Origin of the sequence: Aestuariibius violaceus, from assembly GCF_040779325.2 — a bacterium.
Lineage (GTDB): Bacteria > Pseudomonadota > Alphaproteobacteria > Rhodobacterales > Rhodobacteraceae > Aestuariibius > Aestuariibius violaceus.
In genome coordinates, this window is record NZ_JBFONT020000016.1 from 1 (window position 1) to 19,929 (window position 19,929).

At 58.2% G+C, this 19,929-nt stretch carries 20 protein-coding genes; 10 read left to right on the plus strand and 10 right to left on the minus strand.

Annotation, left to right across the window (positions count from 1 at the left end; genetic code table 11):
- Nucleotide 1: 1 nt before the first annotated feature.
- The 4 genes from AADZ90_RS21460 to AADZ90_RS21475 are packed head-to-tail and all read left to right on the plus strand — an operon-like array spanning nt 2 to nt 2,047.
- The gene (locus AADZ90_RS21460; RefSeq protein WP_411997149.1) at nt 2–124 is read left to right on the plus strand and encodes an integrase core domain-containing protein; all 123 of its coding nucleotides are present in this window, start codon (nt 2–4) and stop codon (nt 122–124) included.
- 11 nt (nt 125–135) lie between these two features.
- Entirely contained in the window at nt 136–1,089 is a 954-nt protein-coding gene (locus AADZ90_RS21465) for a beta-propeller fold lactonase family protein (RefSeq protein WP_411997146.1), read from the plus strand.
- Nucleotides 1,090–1,145: 56 nt separating this feature from the next.
- Nucleotides 1,146–1,625 carry a hypothetical protein gene (locus AADZ90_RS21470; protein WP_367312587.1) on the plus strand — a complete coding sequence of 160 codons (480 nt, stop codon included), beginning with the start codon at nt 1,146–1,148 and terminating at the stop codon, nt 1,623–1,625.
- Nucleotides 1,613–2,047 carry a hypothetical protein gene (locus AADZ90_RS21475; RefSeq protein WP_367312588.1) on the plus strand — a complete coding sequence of 145 codons (435 nt, stop codon included), beginning with the start codon at nt 1,613–1,615 and terminating at the stop codon, nt 2,045–2,047. The genes AADZ90_RS21470 and AADZ90_RS21475 overlap by 13 nt, the downstream gene beginning before the upstream one ends.
- Before the next feature lie 245 nt (nt 2,048–2,292).
- On the opposite strand, the gene AADZ90_RS21480 is transcribed toward AADZ90_RS21475, so the two are convergent.
- The 5 genes from AADZ90_RS21480 to AADZ90_RS21500 all read right to left on the minus strand — a co-directional run bounded on the left by AADZ90_RS21480 (nt 2,293) and on the right by AADZ90_RS21500 (nt 6,703).
- Entirely contained in the window at nt 2,293–3,045 is a 753-nt protein-coding gene (locus tag AADZ90_RS21480; protein WP_367312589.1) for an SDR family oxidoreductase, read from the minus strand.
- Between the two features lie 447 nt (nt 3,046–3,492).
- Nucleotides 3,493–4,551, minus strand: a complete 1,059-nt coding sequence (locus AADZ90_RS21485; RefSeq protein WP_367312590.1) for an IS110 family RNA-guided transposase — start codon at nt 4,549–4,551, stop codon at nt 3,493–3,495.
- A gap of 173 nt (nt 4,552–4,724) precedes the next feature.
- Entirely contained in the window at nt 4,725–5,567 is an 843-nt protein-coding gene (locus tag AADZ90_RS21490) for a sulfotransferase family protein (protein ID WP_367312623.1), read from the minus strand.
- Nucleotides 5,564–6,073: a RidA family protein gene (locus AADZ90_RS21495; protein ID WP_411997147.1), complete on the minus strand. Its 510-nt coding sequence runs from the start codon at nt 6,071–6,073 to the stop codon at nt 5,564–5,566. Before AADZ90_RS21495 ends, AADZ90_RS21490 begins: the two co-directional genes overlap by 4 nt.
- 9 nt (nt 6,074–6,082) lie before the next feature.
- On the minus strand, nt 6,083–6,703 hold the full coding sequence (locus AADZ90_RS21500) for a Hint domain-containing protein (RefSeq protein WP_367312592.1): 621 nt from the start codon (nt 6,701–6,703) through the stop codon (nt 6,083–6,085).
- Between the two features lie 661 nt (nt 6,704–7,364).
- Here AADZ90_RS21500 and AADZ90_RS21505 point away from each other — a divergent pair.
- Nucleotides 7,365–7,961, plus strand: coding sequence for a DUF6778 family protein (locus tag AADZ90_RS21505; protein WP_367312593.1), 597 nt, complete (start codon nt 7,365–7,367; stop codon nt 7,959–7,961).
- 393 nt (nt 7,962–8,354) lie between these two features.
- Here the strand turns inward: AADZ90_RS21505 and AADZ90_RS21510 are convergent, their stop codons facing one another.
- A complete protein-coding gene (locus AADZ90_RS21510; protein WP_367312594.1) occupies nt 8,355–9,350 on the minus strand; it encodes a Hint domain-containing protein in 996 nt (331 codons plus the stop codon).
- 267 nt (nt 9,351–9,617) lie between these two features.
- Between AADZ90_RS21510 and AADZ90_RS21515 the strand changes: the two genes are divergently transcribed.
- The 5 genes from AADZ90_RS21515 (at nt 9,618) to AADZ90_RS21535 (ending at nt 13,880) form a co-directional block, all read left to right on the plus strand.
- Nucleotides 9,618–10,697 carry an HWE histidine kinase domain-containing protein gene (locus AADZ90_RS21515; protein WP_367312595.1) on the plus strand — a complete coding sequence of 360 codons (1,080 nt, stop codon included), beginning with the start codon at nt 9,618–9,620 and terminating at the stop codon, nt 10,695–10,697.
- A complete protein-coding gene (locus AADZ90_RS21520) occupies nt 10,694–11,071 on the plus strand; it encodes a response regulator (RefSeq protein WP_367312596.1) in 378 nt (125 codons plus the stop codon). Before AADZ90_RS21515 ends, AADZ90_RS21520 begins: the two co-directional genes overlap by 4 nt.
- 379 nt (nt 11,072–11,450) lie before the next feature.
- On the plus strand, nt 11,451–12,215 hold the full coding sequence (locus tag AADZ90_RS21525) for a Crp/Fnr family transcriptional regulator (RefSeq protein WP_367312597.1): 765 nt from the start codon (nt 11,451–11,453) through the stop codon (nt 12,213–12,215).
- A complete protein-coding gene (kaiC, locus tag AADZ90_RS21530) occupies nt 12,212–13,606 on the plus strand; it encodes a circadian clock protein KaiC (protein WP_367312598.1) in 1,395 nt (464 codons plus the stop codon). Before AADZ90_RS21525 ends, kaiC begins: the two co-directional genes overlap by 4 nt.
- Nucleotides 13,599–13,880 (plus strand): circadian clock KaiB family protein, encoded by a 282-nt coding sequence (locus AADZ90_RS21535; RefSeq protein ID WP_367312599.1) that lies wholly within the window; start codon nt 13,599–13,601, stop codon nt 13,878–13,880. The genes kaiC and AADZ90_RS21535 overlap by 8 nt, the downstream gene beginning before the upstream one ends.
- Before the next feature lie 517 nt (nt 13,881–14,397).
- Here the strand turns inward: AADZ90_RS21535 and AADZ90_RS21540 are convergent.
- The 4 genes from AADZ90_RS21540 to AADZ90_RS21555 all read right to left on the minus strand — a co-directional run bounded on the left by AADZ90_RS21540 (nt 14,398) and on the right by AADZ90_RS21555 (nt 19,866).
- Complete coding sequence (locus AADZ90_RS21540) at nt 14,398–15,039, minus strand: hypothetical protein (protein ID WP_367312600.1); 642 nt, start codon at nt 15,037–15,039, stop codon at nt 14,398–14,400.
- Nucleotides 15,040–15,057: 18 nt separating this feature from the next.
- Nucleotides 15,058–17,106, minus strand: a complete 2,049-nt coding sequence (locus AADZ90_RS21545) for an AHH domain-containing protein (RefSeq protein WP_367312601.1) — start codon at nt 17,104–17,106, stop codon at nt 15,058–15,060.
- Nucleotides 17,107–17,139: 33 nt separating this feature from the next.
- Entirely contained in the window at nt 17,140–18,375 is a 1,236-nt protein-coding gene (locus tag AADZ90_RS21550) for a DUF4123 domain-containing protein (RefSeq protein ID WP_367312602.1), read from the minus strand.
- A 156-nt stretch (nt 18,376–18,531) separates the two neighbouring features.
- A complete protein-coding gene (locus AADZ90_RS21555; RefSeq protein WP_367312603.1) occupies nt 18,532–19,866 on the minus strand; it encodes an ISKra4 family transposase in 1,335 nt (444 codons plus the stop codon).
- Nucleotides 19,867–19,929: the final 63 nt, after the last annotated feature.

Below are 19,929 nucleotides of genomic sequence, written 5' to 3' on the forward strand. Positions count from 1 at the left end.
CATCAATCACTGGCTCAGGCAGTACAATCACACCCGGCCGCATCAGGCACTCAACATGCGCCCACCCGTTCCTGAAACCCTATTAGAGAAACCAATGATCAGTGGCCCAGACACACGGGGCTAGACAGCACAACGTTGACGGTGATCAGTCTTGAAGACCCGGCAGCACCCGAGATCCTGCAAACCCTTGAGATCGGCGCTCGACCCCTCTCCGCGAGTGTCAACGCCGGAGGCGATATCCTTGCGGTCAGCTACTCGATCGAAGGCGGCGCCGGCGTAGAGACACCCGTGCAGCTGTTCCGCATCGCTGAGGATGGCAGCCTGAGCGAGCCGGTTTCGCCAACCATCGCGGGGTATGCCCTCGGCGAAGACAATATCATGGATATCGACTGGCACCCGAGCGAAAACGTGATCGTCTGGATCAATCAGTTCGATAATACGATGCAGTTTGCCAGCGTCGGTGATGACCTGAGCGTCACGCCGTTCGGCAACACGGTAGACATCGACCGCGCGCCCTACCGCGTGCTGTTCACGCCCGATGGCACCCACGCCGTGACCAATGCGCTATATTGGGGCCCAGACATCGCGGGCATCTGGGTCGAAGCACCGCGTGGCCAACTTTTGTCGGTCCGTATGAACGCGGAAGTTGGCGAGGATGGCACAGCACGCCACGCGCTGGTTGACCGGGTAATGACGGGTGTCTCTCCCGAAGGTCTTGCCGTGTCGCCCGATGGCCGCTGGGTGGCCACAACCAATCTCGAACGCAGTTACCTGCCTTACGACGACGACCGCATCACCTGGTATTCGTCGGTGACGCTGGCCGCGCTCGACCAGGAAACCGGCGATCTAACAGAGGTCGGGACGTTCAACTACGACGGCATCCTTCCGGAAGCGGCGGTGTTCGACAACTCCGGCAACTACTTGGCGGTCGCGAATTTTGACCATTTCGATGACCGGATCGAAGGCTCAAGCATCGACTTCTGGCGCATCCAGACTGATCCGCTCGATCCGGGCAACACGCAGCTGATCAAGACTGAACATTCCGTGCCAGTCGCGCGTGGCGCACATTCGATGGTGATTGCACGCTAGAAGTCACAGGACGCGCCCCGCGTTGGGGCGCGTGCCCTTTTTGAGGAGTTCCATTCATGCAATCCCGACGCCAAACCCTTGCCCTGCTGACCGGCTGCGCAGCGTTCACATTGTTCGCGCCGCGTTCAGCACTGGCTCATCACGGGTTCACGGGACGCTATGACGATGCCCGTCCGATCTACGTCGAAGGTATCGTTCGATCCGCCAGCTTCCGCCGTCCGCACCCCTTGATTGAGATGCAAGTTGATTATGACTTGAGCACCCCAGCCGGACTTCGCCAGGGGCAAGAATTTGCTGACGTCGTTGAAGTGCGCGAGGAAGACAGGGGCCGGATCATCGACGTCGAATTCCCCCCAGTCGGTTTGTTCTTCGGGCTCGAAGGGCGTATCGCGGCGGGCGACCGCATCGCGACAATTGTATTCCGGAACTGCCGCCCGCCGCATCAATTGCGCGGTCAATGGATCAGGTTACCAGACGGCGAAGCCGTCGTACGCCGAGGACGCATGCAAACCGAAGAAGCTGGATGTTCGAGCTGACGTCCGTATTGGCGGCCTTGGAGACCTCCGCGCTCGCAGATTGGGTGGGCGGGCCCGCCTATCCTGTGATCTCCGCGCTGCACATTTTGACCTTCGCGTTCGTCGTCGTCCCAATTCTTATGGCCGACGTTCGCGTTCTGAGGATCGGTGCAGCCGACGAGCAGGTCTCGCGCCTGTCTCGCACCGCTTTGCTCGCCTTCACGGGTGCGGCGGTCACAGGCCTCTTGTTGCTGTCCGTGCAAGCAACACGTTACGCCGAAAACCCTGCGGTCTACTGGAAGTTCGGGCTTCTGGCGTTGGCGGGAGTAAACGCCTCCCTGTTTCACTGGCTTCAGAAGGCCCCACGGATCATCGCGTTTGTCTCGGTCTTTGTCTGGTGCGGCGTACTCCTGTCCGGCCGATGGGTCGCCTTTGCGGCTTAGCCCGGCTCCTGGCCTTATGGCATCAAGGCAATGAGTCTGCGGCTTAAAACCGTTGACTTTGTGCAAAGTGTCGTCTGATTCCGATGACGGACCTGACCGGACCTTCGCCACACCAAGAGGCGCTGCGGCGCAGCTTCACCGAACCGGCCATTCGCTGCGACTGCGCAGTCCTCGCGAAGGAGAGCTCACACTGTGCGAATTTGCTGACCTTGGCACTCGATTGGCCAACGTCTGCTTATTGCACCTTAGAGTTTGTTAATCGAATTTCCGCCGTCTGCGATCATCGCGCTCCCCGTCACGAAAGAGGCATGATCGGAAAGCAGGAAGAGTGCCGCCCGCGCAATCTCCGACGGCTCCGCCATCCGCTTCAGTGCGTGGAAGCCGCAAACAACCTCATGAAAACCAGCATCCTCTCCGGCCATTGGTGTCATGGTGCCTCCTGGCAGGAGCGCGTTGACACGGATGTTCTCAGCGCCGTGTTCCGCCGCCAAGACCTGGGTCATGCCGATCAGGCCCGCCTTGGCTGCCGCGTAGGCCCCCATGCCTGGTAGGCCTATGGTGTGCCCGACGAACGAGGACGTGAAGACGATCGAGCCACCGCCGCGTTTGCGCATCGCCGGTATCTGATGCTTTGCCGCATAGAATCCGCTGTTGAGATTCACCGCCATCACCTTGTGCCAGTTATTTTCATCCATGTCGGGGATTGGACCCATCTCTCCCGTCACACCGGCGTTGTTGAACGTTCCATCAACGCCACCGAAGCGCGCTTCCGCACGTTGCACGAGTTCTTCCGCGTAGCCGCTCTCTTCAACGTCCCCGGCCACAAAATCCGCTTCGCCACCATCGGCTGAAATCTCGTTCGTGATTTTCTCAAGCAATTCTGCGCGACGCGCCCCGAGGACCAGTCTTGCGCCCTCCGTCGCGAAGATTTTCGCGGCCGCAGTCCCGATGCCGCTGCTTGCACCAGTAATGATGATCCTCTTTCCGTCCAGAAGCATTCCCGTCTCCGCTTGATGGTTTTCGGGAGGTTTCTAATCGGCGCTTGCTGTTCGACCGACCCGCTTCTTGCGCAGACACTCTCATTCGAGGGGGGCGAACAGCAGCCATTTGTTTAAAGCGCAGCATCCGTCAAAGAGGGCTCACTGCCGACCTCGGAGGCGTTGCCGCATCTGACTGAGGAGGGCCACACCGACACTGCGAGGTCGGCCCAAATGTATGTACCGGCTGCTGTTCGCAAATGATTTCTGGCATGTTCTCGGAAGTCGCTCATATGTATCCGGCCTGTTGATCGACACGCGGGTCGTGGCCTTGTTGGGGTTACGCACGCGCCGTGGTCTCATTAACCGCGAGGTCTTGGTTGACCGTTTGGGCCGTCAGACTCTGGGGGCGTAATTGTTCCGTTCCATGCTTTCTATCTGTTGCGAACTCCTATGGGTCGATCCGGCCTAGACGCCGATTGCGACCTCGTCTCTTGGTGCGTCAAACGCCGTTTTGTGTCTCAGAATGCTCCAAGCCATCCGAGCCAATTTGTTTGCCAGGGCGACGGCAAGCTTGTTGCGGTTCATCCGTTCCGCAGCACGCGTCAGCCAATCGCCAAAGCTGAAGTCCGGCCATCTATTTGTGCGCATCAGGATGACCTTGGCCGCCTGAACAAACAGCATTCGAAGGTATCGGCTTCCACGCTTTGAGATGCGCCCGAGAACCGTTCGCCCACCTGTGGTGTATTGCCGAGGCACCAGGCCGACCCAAGCTGCAAAGTCACGTCCTCGGGCAAACGCTTCACCTGTCCCTATGGCCGCGACCATCGCGGTCGAGATCATCGGACCGATTCCGGGGATCGTCATGACGTTGATGCAGTTCGCCTCGGTGCGACTGATCTGCTCGATCTCTTTCGAGACAGTGTCGATCCGATCATCCAGCCAAAGCCAATCGCCATAAAGGCCGATCAAGATGGTGCGCATGCGCGGTGAAATCTCGTCCTTGCGTTCTTCCAGGATCGCCTCAAACGAGTTCTTCAGAGCCCGCAGACCTTTGCGCACTGTGATGCCTTGCTCGATCAAGAACGCACGGATCTGGTTTATCGTCGCCGTCCGACGCGACACCAGACGCGAGCGAACGCGATGGAGTGCCTGCAGGTCGAGCTGCTCCTGGCTCTTCTCCGGGACAACCGGCAGATTGGGACGCAACACGGCTTCGGCAATGGCTTCTGCATCGTTGTAGTCGTTCTTCTGTCCCTTGATGAAAGGCTTCACATAGATCGCAGGGATGATCCGGGGTTCGAAGCCCATCTTGCGAAGCGTCCGGCTGACAAAGTGGGCACTTAGACACGCCTCCATGCCGACGATGCAACGGGGCAGTCTCTCGAACGTCGCACTCAAAGCCAGCCGTTTGATCTGCTTGCGCATCACAAGTTGGCCTTCCGGACTGAACGCCACAATGTGAAACGTGTCTTTGCCGATATCGATGCCGATCGACATCAGCTCATCAAATGCTGTCTTCGCCATGCTACTTCTCCATCATGCAGAAATGGGCAAAGCCTAACCTGCTGGGTGAAGCAGCCGGTACATCCCATTAGCCGCCGTTGGCAGGAGGCGTCTGACGCTGCGATGTGGCCCGTTGAAGGAGACTTTCACTGCGTAGCACTTTTAAAGTAATGGTCAGGCTTGGTCACGGCCGTTCAGTCTTCATCAACGTTCCTATCGGCGAGGATCCGAGTAGCTTGCGACTGCGTCGCCCCGGTCCAGAAGGTAAGCGCGGATAACCGCTGAAACACGTCCGGAGGGAGGATCGTCTTTCTCGGGCGCAGTTCGACCTTTCGGCGCACGCTGTGGAGCGAGGGGGTGTTCAATGCTTCGTCAAACCGCTCTTCCTCACACTCCAGGTCGTCGAAGGTATGCGGATAGCTCTTGGTTCCGACAAATGCATAGATGGCTTCCAGGACCTTGTCAGGCGCAACGCAGAGCGCCTTGTAGTCGATCAGGAGCAGTCTATCCGAATTCGGTCCGAAGAAAGCCTCTTTCACACCGCTGAGCGGGCCGCCGATAAAACCATCTGACCCAAGGACCATATCCATCCGTGTTGCCAGGCTCGCCCCTGGTTTCACGATATTCGATTGTCGCAAAGCGTTTCGTTTAAGGATCCGCTCGAGAGAGTCGAACACCCATGCGAGATCCCGCACCGTTACGATGAAGCGTGCTCCGGGGAATAGATAAAGAAGCTCTGCAATCCTGCTGGACCAGTTTCTGTTCGTATCAAGTATCAAGTCGTAGTCTTGATGGTTTGAATAGTAAGACACAAAAACACCAGTCAGAATGCGCCGCCTAACCTCATCGTCTATGAGTGTGGCAACTTCAGAATTCTGGCTCATGACGAGCTTTGTCGCAGTCGTTATTGCGCTGACTGGACTTGAGATGCTGGCATGAACTCCCGGGTTCTGACGCAAAATCGCTGACAGAAGAGTCGATCCCGAACGAGGAAGTCCGGTTATAAAGTGCAGATTGTGAAGCGGCTGCTCAGTCAGGAGAGAACAAACTCACCGTCGATCGAAACGAGACCATTCATCGGAAGTGAGGCAACGCCTATCGCTGTTGCGGTTGGAGTGTTCTCGGTGCCGAATACCTCCTGCATTACGTTCGCCGATGCCGCCGCAAATAGGCCTGTTCGGAAGAAGGTCGGACTAGTCTGGACGGCGACACGCAGACAAAGGCAACGCCTTAAATGTAGACCGTCCTCATCCGCAGCTTTGACCGCGACTCTCAGAAATAGCCTCGCACACGAGCGCGCAAGGGCAAGCCCCAATCGAAGCGGATGATCCTGATGTAAGTCGTGAAGCAGCGAAACATCTTCGATGTTAGCATCAGCGTCCATTCTTTTCAGATTGTCATCCGGCGTTGAGCATACCTCAACGGCTGACAGGATGAGACGCCTGCCCTCAAGAACATAAGGGGCCGGGATCAGGGTAGAGCTTTCGTCCAACGGTCGAAGTGGAACGACACTTTCTGCAAAATCGTGCATCGGGATGATCACCTTCGTCACTCAATGGATATGTTCGGGGTAAAGCACACGAACTTCCCACGGTTTCAGAGATGGTCGGACGGACCTCATCGCCGGTGCCTCGAGATCTTCCAGTTCAGGGAAGAATAGAACAACTTCATCTCTTGTCGCGTGTTCCATCGTATCCATGGAAAACTTACCAGGGTAGAAGCTTTCCGACCAAGCGCCGCTCGCACGTATCAATTCATGATCATTGAAGAGGATATGATAATACTCGACCTCCTCTAGATCATCAGCCACCCGAATTGTTTTATCGTTAACCAAAGCTTTGGCTGGCGCGAGCATCTCGTTCGAGCCATAATATAGCTCTGCCAATTCGTTGTTTAGAAGGACTCTGTGCTGCGGGGAAACCAAGAACTCTTCGTGGGTACCAAGAGCATCTTTTGTGAATCTGATTGGGCGACGTTCAGGAAATTGGGTCAACGTTTCTTGTGTGAGTTTTGTTGATCCAATCCATCGAATTGGTTGATTTCCATTGTCCTTCGTCACTACGAGGTCGCCTGCCTCGAGATCTTCGACCAAGCGCTCCTGCCCGTCCGCACAAAGAATGGGCGTGCCACGGCCAAAGCAGATTATATTGAACTCAAGGTTGTTCGCAGCCACCTGCACACTATTCGCAACAACTACCCCATCGGGGTTTGTGATCGTGACAAAGTAAATAGTCTCTTAGGGAGTTTCTGTTCCCTGAGTAAAAAATGGAGTGGCAGAATAAGTGAACCCCGGAGGTAGTACGAACGTAACGTCCTGAGATTCACCGTCAAAAGCATTGGAGAGAACGTTTAGCGTAAAGAGTGAAGTCGCTTCGGAGTCAATTCGGACGGTAAGCGTATCGTCCTCGCCGGTGTTGCCGAAACTGTAGGCATAAGAGCCACCGCCAGTCACAGTCAGCGTATAGTCAGCCATCAAACATACCCCACCATAGGTTGAAAGACTTACCCTAGGTAACACACTTCGGCAACCATAGGGTGATAAAAATTATCCACTGATTCAATGGCTTGGAAGAGGGTACCGGTTTCCCGCCCTAACGAACGATTCCCTTGAACAATCTAGCCTGCATGCGGCCAGACTCTTCCATAAGAACCCGATGGAGCAGTTCCGATTACCTGGAGGTGCTGGGCAGTTGTGGGAGGTCATCAACCATAGTATGACGAATACAGAGTAAATAAACTTTGAGTTGTTGTAGGAGATGGGGAGAAGGAGAGATAACCAATTCTTTGCTGGCTGAAACGGAGAGGTGCTTCAGATGAACTGTACCAGAAGACAGATGCTACTTCGCTCCATCGTGCCATTCATTGCTTTATCATCCTGCACCAGGGAATGGTCGGTCGCGTATGATCAGAGCGCGGTTTTGTCCGATGCGCGAGACTGGCGCCTTCAGGATGTCGAAATCGTCGTACCGCAAACACTGACCGTATCAGAGGCCAACTCCTTCGCACCAGATGCGGATATCGTCTGGCGGGGAGAACCAGAGGGTGATCGACGTGCCCAAGTCCAGCAGATACTAGAGGCAGGCATTCGGTTGGGGGCGTCCGGACTACGAGGCCGGAGGCCGATTATCATGCGGGCGACGCTTGTCGAGTTTCATTCCGTGACGCCTCGTGCCGTGGCGAATGCGCCCGGTGCAGTCCATAACATCTCGTTCGATCTTCAGGTCGCCGATGCCCGCACTGGCGACACGCTAACCGAGACGGCTAGGATCGAGGCGGACCTCGCCGCTTTCGTTGGTGATCAGGCGACAGAAGCCGCCCGCCAAGGGCAAACCCAACGTGCTCGGGTTACAAACCACATTGCTGCGGTTACTCGCGGATGGCTCGGTCTTGGTCCGGACCCCAGGCGCACCTTCCGTGAATATGGCCGCTAATCCGGATAAACAGCCTTCTTGAGCGTCTTTGACATCTAAGGCGAGTGCGGCAGCTCGGGCTGCCGCTCAAAATCTCCATCTTGTGCCATGGAAGCATCTGATCTGGGATGTATGTTGATACGGACGCGAGGTGACTGCTAGTGGCAGACCGTCTACCATCGCGTATCGCACACGCGGGCAAGCGGGATTCAATGACCAATTGTCCGGTGGAAATGACTGGTGCGATCCAGATAGACGAAGGATGGTGGAGCTGACTTGACCGCCAGACATCCAGCTGCGGAGGTCGTATGCCCCCCTTTTTTCAGTTCGTGCAAGCATGTGAGATCCTGTCGCGTTCAATCCCTCCCATCGTATCGACACACCAGCTGAAGCTGTGGATACTCGCTGAGCGATCTAGAGAAACCTGGAAAAGAGTTCGCCTTCGTGACGTTTGAGGCTGGGACGCGCTGACGGACCGAGGCAGTCCGGATCTGACATCAGTTCCGGAAAGAGATGCAGCAGCTCTTTCTTTTGTTCTTTTTGGACGGCGTTCAGGCCCGTCTCTCCCGGATGGAAGCTTTCCGTTGGAGCGTCCTCGGAGAATATAATCTGATGGGTGTCAAAAAGGATGTGGAAATACTCGATCTCACCGCCCTCAACTCGCGTGACGCGATCTGAGTTCAGGAGATGCTTCGCGGACACCAACACTTCTTCGTGGCCGTAATAAAGCTCGGCCTGCCAACCCATCAACAGGACACGATGCTGAGGGGAAACGGTCAGAGGGCGTGTGTTTCCAATAGCGCCTGCTTCGATCCGGATAGGAGCTAAGCTTCCTTCTGCCGCGACGATGCGAGATCCGATCCAGCGAATTGGCTTTGCGCCGTCATCCATCGTTTCAACGAGATCACCGGCGACCAAGTCTTCTACCGGGCGATCTCCATCCGGTGTCCGAATGAGCGTACCTCGCGCGAAGCAAACGACCAGGTTTGCATAATCTTCTTCGACAGGGTTGATGACGAGGTTGGAAATGGTGAAGCTGTCCCCAGGGTTGATTTCGATTGTCGACGCATAGCCGACAAACCCGGCGCCTGTTCCGTCGTCGCCGATCGTCACATAGATCAGCGTCCCAATCTCTCCGGTGGTGTTGTTGGTAATGGTCGCTTCGGCGCCATTCTGAATATCCTGCCCGGCCGTCCCGACCGTCACACCATCCAGAACCGCATCATTTGTGAGTGTCTGTGGTGTCCCCGGATCCGCTGGACTGACTGTATCCGCGGTGCCGTCATTGAAGGAAGCATCGTCATCGGTGACGTCGATGACGTCCGGGCTGCCTGTCATCGTAAACGTACCTGAAGTGGAGAACCCTGTTGTCCCGAAGTCGGCCGGTGTCCACACGAAGAAAGAAGGCATTCCGAGCTCCCGATCTTACTGCACAGCGTTGATGAGAAGTGTGGGTAAACACCTATACGATAGTAAATGATTCGTTAACACTAATAGGTTGTTGTGTCGGGCTCAGATCGAAGGAACGAGCAGCGTCAATGGGTTTGAGCCTCCCCCACTGACTTGGTTTATCGGGTCTTACGATTCCACGAGACAATCCAAATCCTTGAGGTATGAATCGCGCTCGGAACTTCAGGGGTGATAACTGCGGACATGCCTCACAGATCGAACGAAGACTTGCGTGCGGAGATCGTCGCGCTGCAAGAACAGCTTGCGACCCAGGCAGCCGCGCGCGAAGCGGACGCGGTGGTCGCGCGCCAGGCCGCGCATCGGCTTAACCTCTTCGAGGCGATGATGGAGACGGTGCCGATCGGCGTCGTGCTCGCTGATGCGAAGGGCCGCATCGTTCACGGCAATAGCCATGTTGAAGAGATGGTCCGCCACCCGGTGCTGCATTCTGAGGACGTCGATTCCTATGGCGAATGGGTGTCCTTCCATGCCGACGGCCACCGCGTCGAAAGCCGTGAATACCCGCTCTCGCGCGTGATCCGTGACGGAGAAGAGCGTTCGGAAATCGATGTGCATTACCAGCGCGGCGACGGCACCCGGTTCTGGATGCGGATCATCGGTGAGCCGGTCCGGAACGGTGATGGCGATCTGATCGGTGCGACTGTCGCGCTGATCGACATCGACAAGGAACGACAGCTGCAAGACCAGCAGAAGATCTTGATCGCGGAACTGAACCATCGCGTGAAGAACGCTTTCACGGTCGTGAAGTCCATCGTCGGCCAATCGCTGCGCGGCGAACATGTTCCGGAGGGTTTACGAGCGACACTCGATGATCGCCTCGACGCCTATTCGAGAGCGCATGCGAAGCTGATCGGGACGGCGTGGGACCGGGCGCCGTTGGGGAGGGTGGCGGCGGACATTGTTCGGAGGATCGCCGGGGATCGCGTGCGCATTGAAGGTCCGGAGATCGAGGTACCGTCCCGGCAGGCGCTGGCCTTCTCTATGGCGTTCTACGAGCTCGCGACCAACGCCCTCAAATACGGATCGCTCTCGGTCCCGGAAGGAACGGTTGACCTCGCTTGGTGTCTTGATGGTCCAGAGGACGCCCAAACAATTGCGATCACCTGGACCGAGCACGGCGGACCGGCGCCTGTGGAACCCTCTCGCAAGGGCTTCGGTTCGTTCATCGTGGGCCGCGCCCTGGCGATGGAAACCGGTGGCCAAGTAAAGACCACGTATCCAGCCGAAGGATTTGCCTGGCGTCTCGATATGCCTGCGCCAGTTGAGACGAAAGAGGAGACGACATGACCGATACCCCCGAACGCATCTTCGTAGTCGAGGATGAAATCGTTGTCGCGTTCGAGATGACGGACGTGTTGGAGGATCTTGGCTTCGAGGTGGTCGGTCCCAGCGTTCATCTGGATGACGCCAAGAAGCAGGCGCGCGATGGCGATATTGATGTCGCGTTCCTGGACGTCAATCTCGGGTCGGGGAAGACATCGAAGCCGGTCGTCGACATCCTCAAGGAACGTGGCATCCCTTATGTGTTTATCACGGCTTATGACGCAGATCAGATCAGTTTCGCAGGCCCCGACGACCGAGTTGTGAAGAAGCCGGTCTCAGGCCACAAGCTGCTGGAGACACTGCGGCGAATGTATCCCGGTTTGGAAGCTCGAGAATAGCCTGTCGACTGAACAACGAGCTCCAAGGTCCGCTGTTGGTGAGCAAAGGTACTCATCAGGATCGTCAATACACAAGGACCTCGCCCGAATAACCGAGACCGAAGCCGGCACCTGTGGCATGTCAGCCAGAGTCGCCTTCCGTCTCTATCTGCGTAAGGGCGCAAGCGAGCGAACGGGCGTGCCCACGACGTCGCAGGCCAGCACGAAAGCGATCCAACACCAAGGCAGAGCGCAAGCTCGACAGCTGTGCAAATGCCAGCTTTCAGGCTCGCTCCGTGCAATCAGGAGCAGGAGTTTCCCGACCACTTTTTGATATGGATTAAGGTCAAGTTATGCTCATGTAACATTTTGAGTCTATTGAAGAGTCAGGAGACCAATGGTGCCTCGCTTTGCCCATCCGGACTTTGCTTATACACCGCTCGTGACGCGGCTGGGGTACTATATGGGTGTTCCCGCGGCAGATATCTCCGCGCTCGATGCCCTGCCCTATCGCGAGCAGCGCTTCGATCGGGGGGATGTGATCATCGCGCGGGGTGCCAGTATCAACTGGGTCGTCCTGGTGACCTCTGGGTGGGCGGCCCGCAGCCGAAACACCCGGTCGGGTGACCGGCAGATCATCAACATCCTGCTACCGGGGGATATCGTCACACCGGATGTCTTCGTGCTTCACCGGCTCGACCACGAGATCGAGGCGCTTTCCACGGTGACGATCCGGTTCCTTGAAAAACCCGATCTCCAAGCCCTCTTGGAGCGGGCGCCGGGGCTGGCCACTGCCCTCTGGTGGGCCGCAGCCCAGGAAGACAGCATCGTGCGCGAGCATGTCGTGCGCCTGGGCCGGCGAAACGCGATCGAGCGGATCGCCCATTTTCTGCTTGAGATGCACCGCCGCCTAATGATCGTGAAGCAGGCCGATGAAGGGGCGATGATCCTGCCGCTGACACAGCTCGAAATCGCTGATGCGCTCGGCCTATCGAACGTTCATGTCAACAAAACGCTCTTCAAGCTCGAGGACCTTGGACATATCCGCCGCCAAAAGACGGTGACGCAACTCCTTAACATTCCCGCCCTGGCGGCGCTTTGCGATTTCGATACCTTGTATCTGCATCTCGAAGCAGACCAAGCAGTTAGCCAAGGCACATCATGATTGAACGATTCAAGACAGGTATCGAAGGGTTCGATCAACTGACAGGCGGCGGCCTGCCGAAGGACCGGACTACGTTGGTCACGGGCGGCTCGGGCTGCGGGAAGACGCTCTTTATGCTGTCGATCCTCGCTCGTGGCCTGCTTTCGCGCGGCGAGCCCGCTGTCTTTCTGTCGTTCGAGGAGCGCCCGAGGGACCTGATCGACAATGCTGCGTCTATTGGTCTGGATCTTCAGGACTTCATCGATCGTGATCTTCTGCACATCGATCACATCGTCCCGCCCCGAGAAGGCATGACCGCAGTCGGCGAGTACACGCTTGACGGTCTGAAGCTACGGATCGAGATGGCGCTGAAATCTATCGGGGCCGCCTACCTCGCCCTCGATACAATCGAGACACTTTTCCTGATGTTCGAGGATGAGAGGGCAATCCGGGGCGAACTTGTCCGGCTCCTTAATTACTTGTCCGATACTGGCGTGACCACGATCATGAGCGGCGAGAAAGGCGACGGTCGCGTTACCCGCCGCGGGTTTGAGGAGTACATCTCGGACTGTGTGATCGTACTGGAAAACGATACTATGGGAGATGTGGCGACCCGCCGGCTAAGGGTCATCAAGTATCGCGGCGCCCATCACGGCCCGAACAAGTACCCTTTTCTGATTGACGAACAAGGCGTGACAATCATGCCTCTCACGTCAGCATTATTTGACCACACGGTCTCGTCCGATCGCCTTACGACAGGCACCGCTGCGCTCGACGAGGCACTTGGCGGCGGAATACGCCGCGGATCGACCGTGCTCCTGTCGGGTGGAAGTGGAACGGGAAAAACGATACTCGCTTCGCTGACAGTCGAAGCGGCGTGCCAATTGGGTGAGCGCGCGCTTTATATGAGTTTTGAGGAATCCCCGAAGGAGTTGATCGAAAACGTCCGCTCGGCCGGGATCGACCTCAAGACCCCCCGAGAGGACGGTACGCTCGTCATCTCATCCGCCCGACCGACGCTCATGGGGCTGGAGCGGCATCTGGTAGAGCTCTACCGGCTTGTCGAAAGTCACCGGCCCAACCTCGTCGTCATCGATCCCATCTCAAGCCTTTCAACCGCCGGAGACCGAGACGCCGTTTATCGCACCACCGTGCGGATGATCGATTATCTGAAACGTCATGGGATCACCGCAATTCTGGCGATGGAGCCGACTGAGGCAGAAGATCGAGACCGCGCGATCGTCTTCTCTTCGATCCTCGACACGCTAATCGAGCTCTCCTCGGAAGTGGATGAAGACGGCATTAACCGCCATCTCCAGATCATCAAGGCGCGCGGGATCGCGCACGATCACCGAAGGATCGCATTCCATATCGGCAAGAGCGGCGTAGTGCTCGAGGCTGATGATGGCTGACGCGGACGACCGGCAGTTCAGCGTCTTGCTGTTCGTCATCGGCGACGATGAAGGGGCGACCTCCCAGGCCGACGCCCTAAAGTCGCTCCTGTTCGAGAATGAACACTCCCAGAACGTGCTGCGGGTCATCGATCTGTCCCGGACACCGGAGGATGCGCTCACCTACGATATCCTCGCGATCCCGACGATTATCCGCGAGCAACCCAAACCAGCAGTTCGCATCGTCGGCGACCTCAGCGACAAGAACAGGGTCTGGAGCCTGCTGACGCGGTGAGTTTTGGCTCAACCGGGCAAATGAATGATTCCCTTGTATCATCGCGTGAGGGACGCAGCGTTCAAGCGTATCCTCTGTCGCAGTTATTTGTCAGTGTTTTTTCTAGCAGTGAACACGCCGCCTGGAGGTTCCAACAGGTGCTGTCTTCGGGAGGAGGCTACGCAGAAAGGTGCTGTCCCAAGCCCGAGCGCTATGTGCCCTCGGTCATAGCGCAGACCTTGACCATGCGATCAGCGGCTGCAGTGCAGTTTCCTCTGCGCAACGGATTAACACTTTGCCGCCCTTCCTTGACCTGAAAGTCCGTGACCCAGCCCCCTAATCCGTTCCTTTTTCGGCAAGAGAAGGACGCTCCCGGCGTGGGCTGAAGAACCCTCGGCGAGGTTCTCGCACTGAAAATAATGGAGATCACTGGCAGCCAGCATCATCTTCAAACCTAGCGAGAGCCGCATTTCAGGGAGCGCTCGCCGTTGCCACCGAGTTCAGAACGCAAGCTTTTCCTCAATGTTTCGATCGCTCTCTATTCGAAGCTGTTGCCAGGCCGGTATTCAGCCAGAGGAAAGAAGCGTGCTCCAAGCATCGCATTGGCGGCCGAAAGTCGCTCGATCAGATCGCGATGCAGCAAGACAGGATTGTTTCCCACGCCGTCCAACAAGAACATTTGACGGTCCTGTGGCAGGATGTCCCTCACCCGCTCCGGATCCAGCACGATCCGCGACAGCTCAGCCGAGAAGTCGAATTCCGGGTCGAACGGCACGGCGAATTCCGACCGGTCCCGATCCCACAGATCCAACCCCGTGATGAAATGAAGGTAGAAAATCGGTTCAATATACGTGTCGTAGATCGTGCGCAGGACTGAAGGCACCAACTCCCAACCGGCCGGTCGCGTCTGCACCAGAACCTCCGCTACAACATTGGACACCAGAATATCGCCGCCGCTCACGATCCAATGGCCGATCTCGCCGGGCACGTCGTCCTGCAACCGCAAGTCACGTTCATCTACGTCGAAGACCATCGGCCTGGCCCGCGAGACCGCTTCCCGCTCGTACATCCGATCGGCGGTCCAGTCGTTTCCCGCGACGAACCCGGCAAAGCGCGGCTTGCCATCCACGGCTTGCCGGTCGCGTGTCACGATAAAGTAGTCATCGGTCGGATCGTTCATGACAGTCCCTAAACAAGATCAGTGGAAAGGTCGGATCGGATAGGGTCGGGGCAGGCTGAGTGACCCGAACATCGCCGTATGATCGCGCGCGTGCGAACAGCTTCCTGAGTGATTGACCGATGCGGTATCGGCACAGCCGACCCCCGCGCCGATTTGAAAATCCGCCGAGACCTGCGTCAGGGGCAGGGCGAAGGACGTGATCTCTGTAGAGAGCAGAAGGCTTTTCCTATCGACCCGGCGCTGGATGCTACTGACGGGTGGGCTTTCGCGGCAGAGCCGGTCGAGGTTGCGAGTGATGTCGCCCAGGCGCTGCCGCACCTCGTCATGATAATCATAGCTGCCCCAAGCGTGGTTCCCCCGGTGTAGCTGACAGGCGAGGTGACAGGCCAGGAACCCGTCACCTGGAATAAGCGAGAGGTTCGCCGCCACGTTGATGTCATAGCCGAGCCGTTCATAGTTCCGTGCCTTGCTCGTCCGCGCCATCCCCTCGCCGGAAACGAGGTGGTGCGCCTGCGTCTTGCCGACATGCGCCGTGCTGCCAATGCTGGTGGGGTTGAGGGCTGCGGCCCCCATGATCGCGGCTCGATACCCGCCCCCTTTTGTCGTGTTGCCATTGCGGAAGTTCGGTGTGGTTGCCGGATGTCCCCGTTCGCCCAGCTGGCTACGGCAGTTGCCGCAGCGGCCGCCGTCGTCCTCGCGGTCACGATCCTGCGTCGCCTCGGACCGGGGACCGGCCGCCCGGGTGACACTGCCCTGTTGCGTCGTGCCACGCCGTCGCGAGCGGACGGCCAGCTGGCCCATCTCCACGATCTTGTCGATTACTCGGTCGATCCAGCCCATCAATCGTCCGAACTGCTCTACGACATGCGCGCTCATCCGGCCCCACTTCGCGGCACGCCCGACGACAATCGTGGCGACCACTGCGGTGGCGGCCCCGCCGGACAGCACCTCGACCGCCGTGACACAGAACCCGATAAAGGCGCTGACTGCCACTTCGATGGCCACGACGGCAAGCGACGCGACGCCCCATCCCGCCCAGACCTGCGGAGGGATCGACCCGATCATCGTCGTGATCGAACCCATCAACAGGGCAGGGCCCTCGGTATAGCCGACGATCTCCAGGACCAGCTGCCAGCTTTCGACGTTGTTACGTATCATCGTCGACCATTCCTCGCGGGTCGCCTCGTCCTCGATCAGGTTCGGAAGGGTCGTCTCGCAGAACTGCTCCACCCCTTCCCAGTCGCCGCTGACGAAATCAGCGAGGAAGACAGTGATGGCGCCCATGTTCTCGATCATCCGAAGCGTGCCGGCATAGAGCTCTGCGGCCCGGCCCGGCAATTCGCCGACGAAGTCGCGCAGGGCGACCGCCCGTCGCTGCGCGCCCTCCCACAGGATCCGCGCCGTCTCTCCGATGTTGTCGGGGTGCAGCGACGTCGCCATCTCTCCCAGCAGGTCCTTGAAGGCGTCCCAGGCGTCCGAGATGATCTCTCCGAGTGAGGCCCAGAAGCTCTGCTCCCCTTCGAACCACTCCTCCAGCCCGGCCGCGAACCCCGCGTAGGACCGTTCCAGCAGGAGCCCCGCGCGTCCCGACGCCGATTCCGCCTCCCACTCGGCCCATTGATCCGAAAAATGCGCGCGGTGGTGGGCCGCCTGATCCCGGATCAGCTGACGGATCTCCTCTTCCTTCTGGAGCACGGCTCCCTCGGCGCCCTCTGCGATCAGCTCGAACGTGATCATCCCGTCGGGCGCGTTCTCGAACAGGAAGGTGCCCAGTTGCGCACGTTCCTCCCGCGTCAAGACATCGCGGGGCGTGCGGCCGAGGTCCGACAGGTTGATGAGCGTGCTGCTCAGCAGCGTCTCCCCATCTTGTGTCAGACGAAACGGCGCCCCAGCCATCGGAGTCTGCCAGGCATCGTTGTAATGCGACCTGACCAACAGCGACCCGGGTGAACAGGTTGCGCAGTCGCGGTCGATCTCGTGATTGTAACGGGAGTCCGCCGTCTGAGCGACCGTGGCCGATATCGCCTCCGCGCTGAGATCACTGCCCGCGCCTGCATCCTGTGGCATTGTTTCTTTCTCCGAAATCCAAGTCCGTCAGAATTAGGGTTGCCTGGCCAATGCAGACTTCAAAAGTGCCATCTTTTCGTGTTCGGAAACCGGCGACGTCAAAGCAGCCTCCACTTGAGGATCATTATACAAATCGGCGATCCCCCGCACCAGAAGAAGATCCCACGCCGCCAGGTGAAAGAGATTCCCTGCATGACGGAAGCCGACCCTCTCCATTCGGCGAAATGTGCGCGCGACCGAGCCCTCGATCGTGGACAGATCCCGCTCTCCAAGTTGTGCGGGGAAAAGACGTTTCAGATCCTCGGCCATCCTGCGCGTCGTTATCTCGACCATCGCATCCTTCAGCACGCGCCTGTCGCGTTCGGTCAGCGCGGCGGAGATCCGAGCGCTCTCATGGTAGGCAAGCGCCTGCGTCGGAGTAAACGCATGTGCCTGCGTTCTGGCCCTCAACGCCAGGATCAGTTCGATGGCATGCCCCTCGTTAGGATAGAACCATGTGCGCAGTCGTTCGGGCCAATCCGCAATCCGAGTCAGGTAGGGAGTCATGACGGCCGGATCCGCGAAGCGGAACATCCTCACGCGGCCATCCGACTCGCGCAGTTGACCAAAGCGCCGCAGATGCGCACGCAACTCCGGGAGCGAGGCTTCGGTTCGCAACACCAGACAGGCTGTCTGATCCCACGACGTCCAGCCGGCCCCGTAGGATGCCGCAGTGAACATCGCACGCGCCAGTGATGCGCCCTCTTCCAGCCGCACCAGCCAAGGGGCCGCAGCGGCACTCTCATCGAAAGCGGTCCCCTGCCAGAGGCACAGGGCATCGGCGCCGACCCCATCGAGATATTCGGGCAGCCCGTCCATCCGACTGCCATCCAGCAGGGCGTAGGCCGCGCCGACGCCTCCCTGCGGACCGAAGATCCATGGGTGCAGACTGTCCGGTACCGTCTTGGGCTCAAAGATCCCGAATTGCGCGTCGAGCGGTTCGACATCAATCGAGGTCTGCGTCATCCACACCGACGTGCCACCAATCTCGGGCCCATCGACTGCGACCGGCGGCTGGCGCAACACCCGAATTGCCAAGGCGTCATCGCGCTCCGTCAGAAGATCCTGCTGCAACAATAGCGATGCGGGTGTCACATCCTCACAGAAAACCGCCTGATCCAGATATTGCGACAGATATCGTTCGAACTCTGTCGCATTGTCGCAAATTATTGCAGCTCGCACTCTTCGACTTGCAACGACACCCGTCCCCAGCCACACCTCATTGCTCATGATTCAGGCTTTCTAACTGAGCTACTTGCAATGCTCGAACGGGAAATGGCGTGAACAAACGACTTGTTACCTAGCGGCTCATTATAGGTTTTGCATTCTTTCATCCAGAGACAACCTTTCCTACAACGTCTCGGGAGTGGGCAAAACCTGGGGGTCTCACGCCGCCCTCTTGGTGTTTGAAATCGACAGATGGCCATCAAGGACTGCGGCTCTGGCAACAGCCACGTTGTGAGCTCCGCGGGGCGACCATCGCATCCGTCGATGTTTGCCCATCCGGGCGTTACCGATGTCGTCGACACAACCTTCGGCGCGCGACGTCGAGATTGGCAGGCCCTTACGATATCTTCGGCCGTAGTTCGTCAGAGAGTCCATGTTATTTGCGAGATAGCAGTAGAGGTCGTTGCAGCGCGCAATCGCCCGCGATGCTGCGTCACGAACCGCATGGTCCTGTTTGGAGAGCGATGCACAATCGGCTATCAGCCATTGAAGGTCCGTGCCTGCCGTTTGGACTTTGCCGTGCCAGAGGTACCAGCGCAGCGTCTCGGCCGGTTTCCTGAAGATAACAGGCACCCCCGGGAAATCCTCCGTCTGGAGGAGGCCCTTGATCGCGTTCTCGACATGCTGGACCCGCATCGAGATGTGCCACCAGTCGAGGATGTGCCGCACTTTCCCATCGGTTGCGCCGCGGAAAAGGTTCGGAAGCGCGGCCTCCCCATCTGAGATCACGGTGACGGATCGCCGACCATTCCACCCAAGTGCCACCAGTTCGTGGCGAAGCTGGGTAGTGGGCGAGGCAGCAGCTTGTGGCGCCAGACCGAAGCGGCGACACATATTGCCGGCCTCGATCTTCCCTACCACGACATCAAGGTGCCGTTTCTGGTATTCCGGCCTGCACCTGATATGTGCTCCGTCGACGAGCACGGTTACAGGATGCGAAGTTGTGGCGTTGTTCTCGACTGGCTCTGGCTCTGGCTCTGTGATTTCTTCTGCGACCCGGCCCAATCGATTGCGCACGGTGGTGTTGTGCTGCGCTGCACAAGGCAGGAAGGTCTCCAGGATCCGGGCCGCCTCCCGGAAGGAATGCCTTGCGCCCAACTCTGCCTGAAGCCTCGGAAGTTCTTGGGTCGCACGATTAGGAAAGAGCTGCGAAAACGGTGAAATCGAACCTCGCTCTCCCTTTTCACACGAACATGTGTGAAGCCGTGGAACCCTGACCCGAAACCGCCCGAGGAGTGTATCGAGCACCTTCGTCCGATAGTCGTGAAGGCGTCTGGTGCAGCCGCAGTCGGTACAGCGACGGTGCGCTTGAGAGATATTTTCGACCTGAGCGTTCAGCACTGCTTTCTGAAGTTGCCCGAGTATGTCTTTCGCATCCTCAAGTTTGAGCCCCATATCGCCATGACCTCGGGAGGAGAGACTAAAACGGCGAAGCTCATGTGTGCGCTTGTTTCCCGTATCGGCAGTCGTTTCGACAATGATCCGAACATCCATGGCAGCCCCTCAATTCAGCGAACCCCTTTACCCTAGCCGAAGACCCTCAGGTTTTGCCCACTC

Coding starts and splice junctions, on each gene's coding strand:
- AADZ90_RS21470 (WP_367312587.1), top strand. CDS start 1,146: ATGCAATCCCGACGCCAAACCCTTGCCCTGCTGACCGGCTGCGCAGCG.
- AADZ90_RS21520 (WP_367312596.1), top strand. CDS start 10,694: ATGACCGATACCCCCGAACGCATCTTCGTAGTCGAGGATGAAATCGTT.
- AADZ90_RS21480 (WP_367312589.1), bottom strand. CDS start 3,045: ATGCTTCTGGACGGAAAGAGGATCATCATTACTGGTGCAAGCAGCGGC.
- AADZ90_RS21505 (WP_367312593.1), top strand. CDS start 7,365: ATGCTACTTCGCTCCATCGTGCCATTCATTGCTTTATCATCCTGCACC.
- AADZ90_RS21485 (WP_367312590.1), bottom strand. CDS start 4,551: ATGGCGAAGACAGCATTTGATGAGCTGATGTCGATCGGCATCGATATC.
- AADZ90_RS21540 (WP_367312600.1), bottom strand. CDS start 15,039: ATGAACGATCCGACCGATGACTACTTTATCGTGACACGCGACCGGCAA.
- AADZ90_RS21555 (WP_367312603.1), bottom strand. CDS start 19,866: ATGGATGTTCGGATCATTGTCGAAACGACTGCCGATACGGGAAACAAG.
- kaiC (WP_367312598.1), top strand. CDS start 12,212: ATGATTGAACGATTCAAGACAGGTATCGAAGGGTTCGATCAACTGACA.
- AADZ90_RS21475 (WP_367312588.1), top strand. CDS start 1,613: ATGTTCGAGCTGACGTCCGTATTGGCGGCCTTGGAGACCTCCGCGCTC.
- AADZ90_RS21550 (WP_367312602.1), bottom strand. CDS start 18,375: ATGAGCAATGAGGTGTGGCTGGGGACGGGTGTCGTTGCAAGTCGAAGA.
- AADZ90_RS21545 (WP_367312601.1), bottom strand. CDS start 17,106: ATGCCACAGGATGCAGGCGCGGGCAGTGATCTCAGCGCGGAGGCGATA.
- AADZ90_RS21510 (WP_367312594.1), bottom strand. CDS start 9,350: ATGCCTTCTTTCTTCGTGTGGACACCGGCCGACTTCGGGACAACAGGG.
- AADZ90_RS21535 (WP_367312599.1), top strand. CDS start 13,599: ATGGCTGACGCGGACGACCGGCAGTTCAGCGTCTTGCTGTTCGTCATC.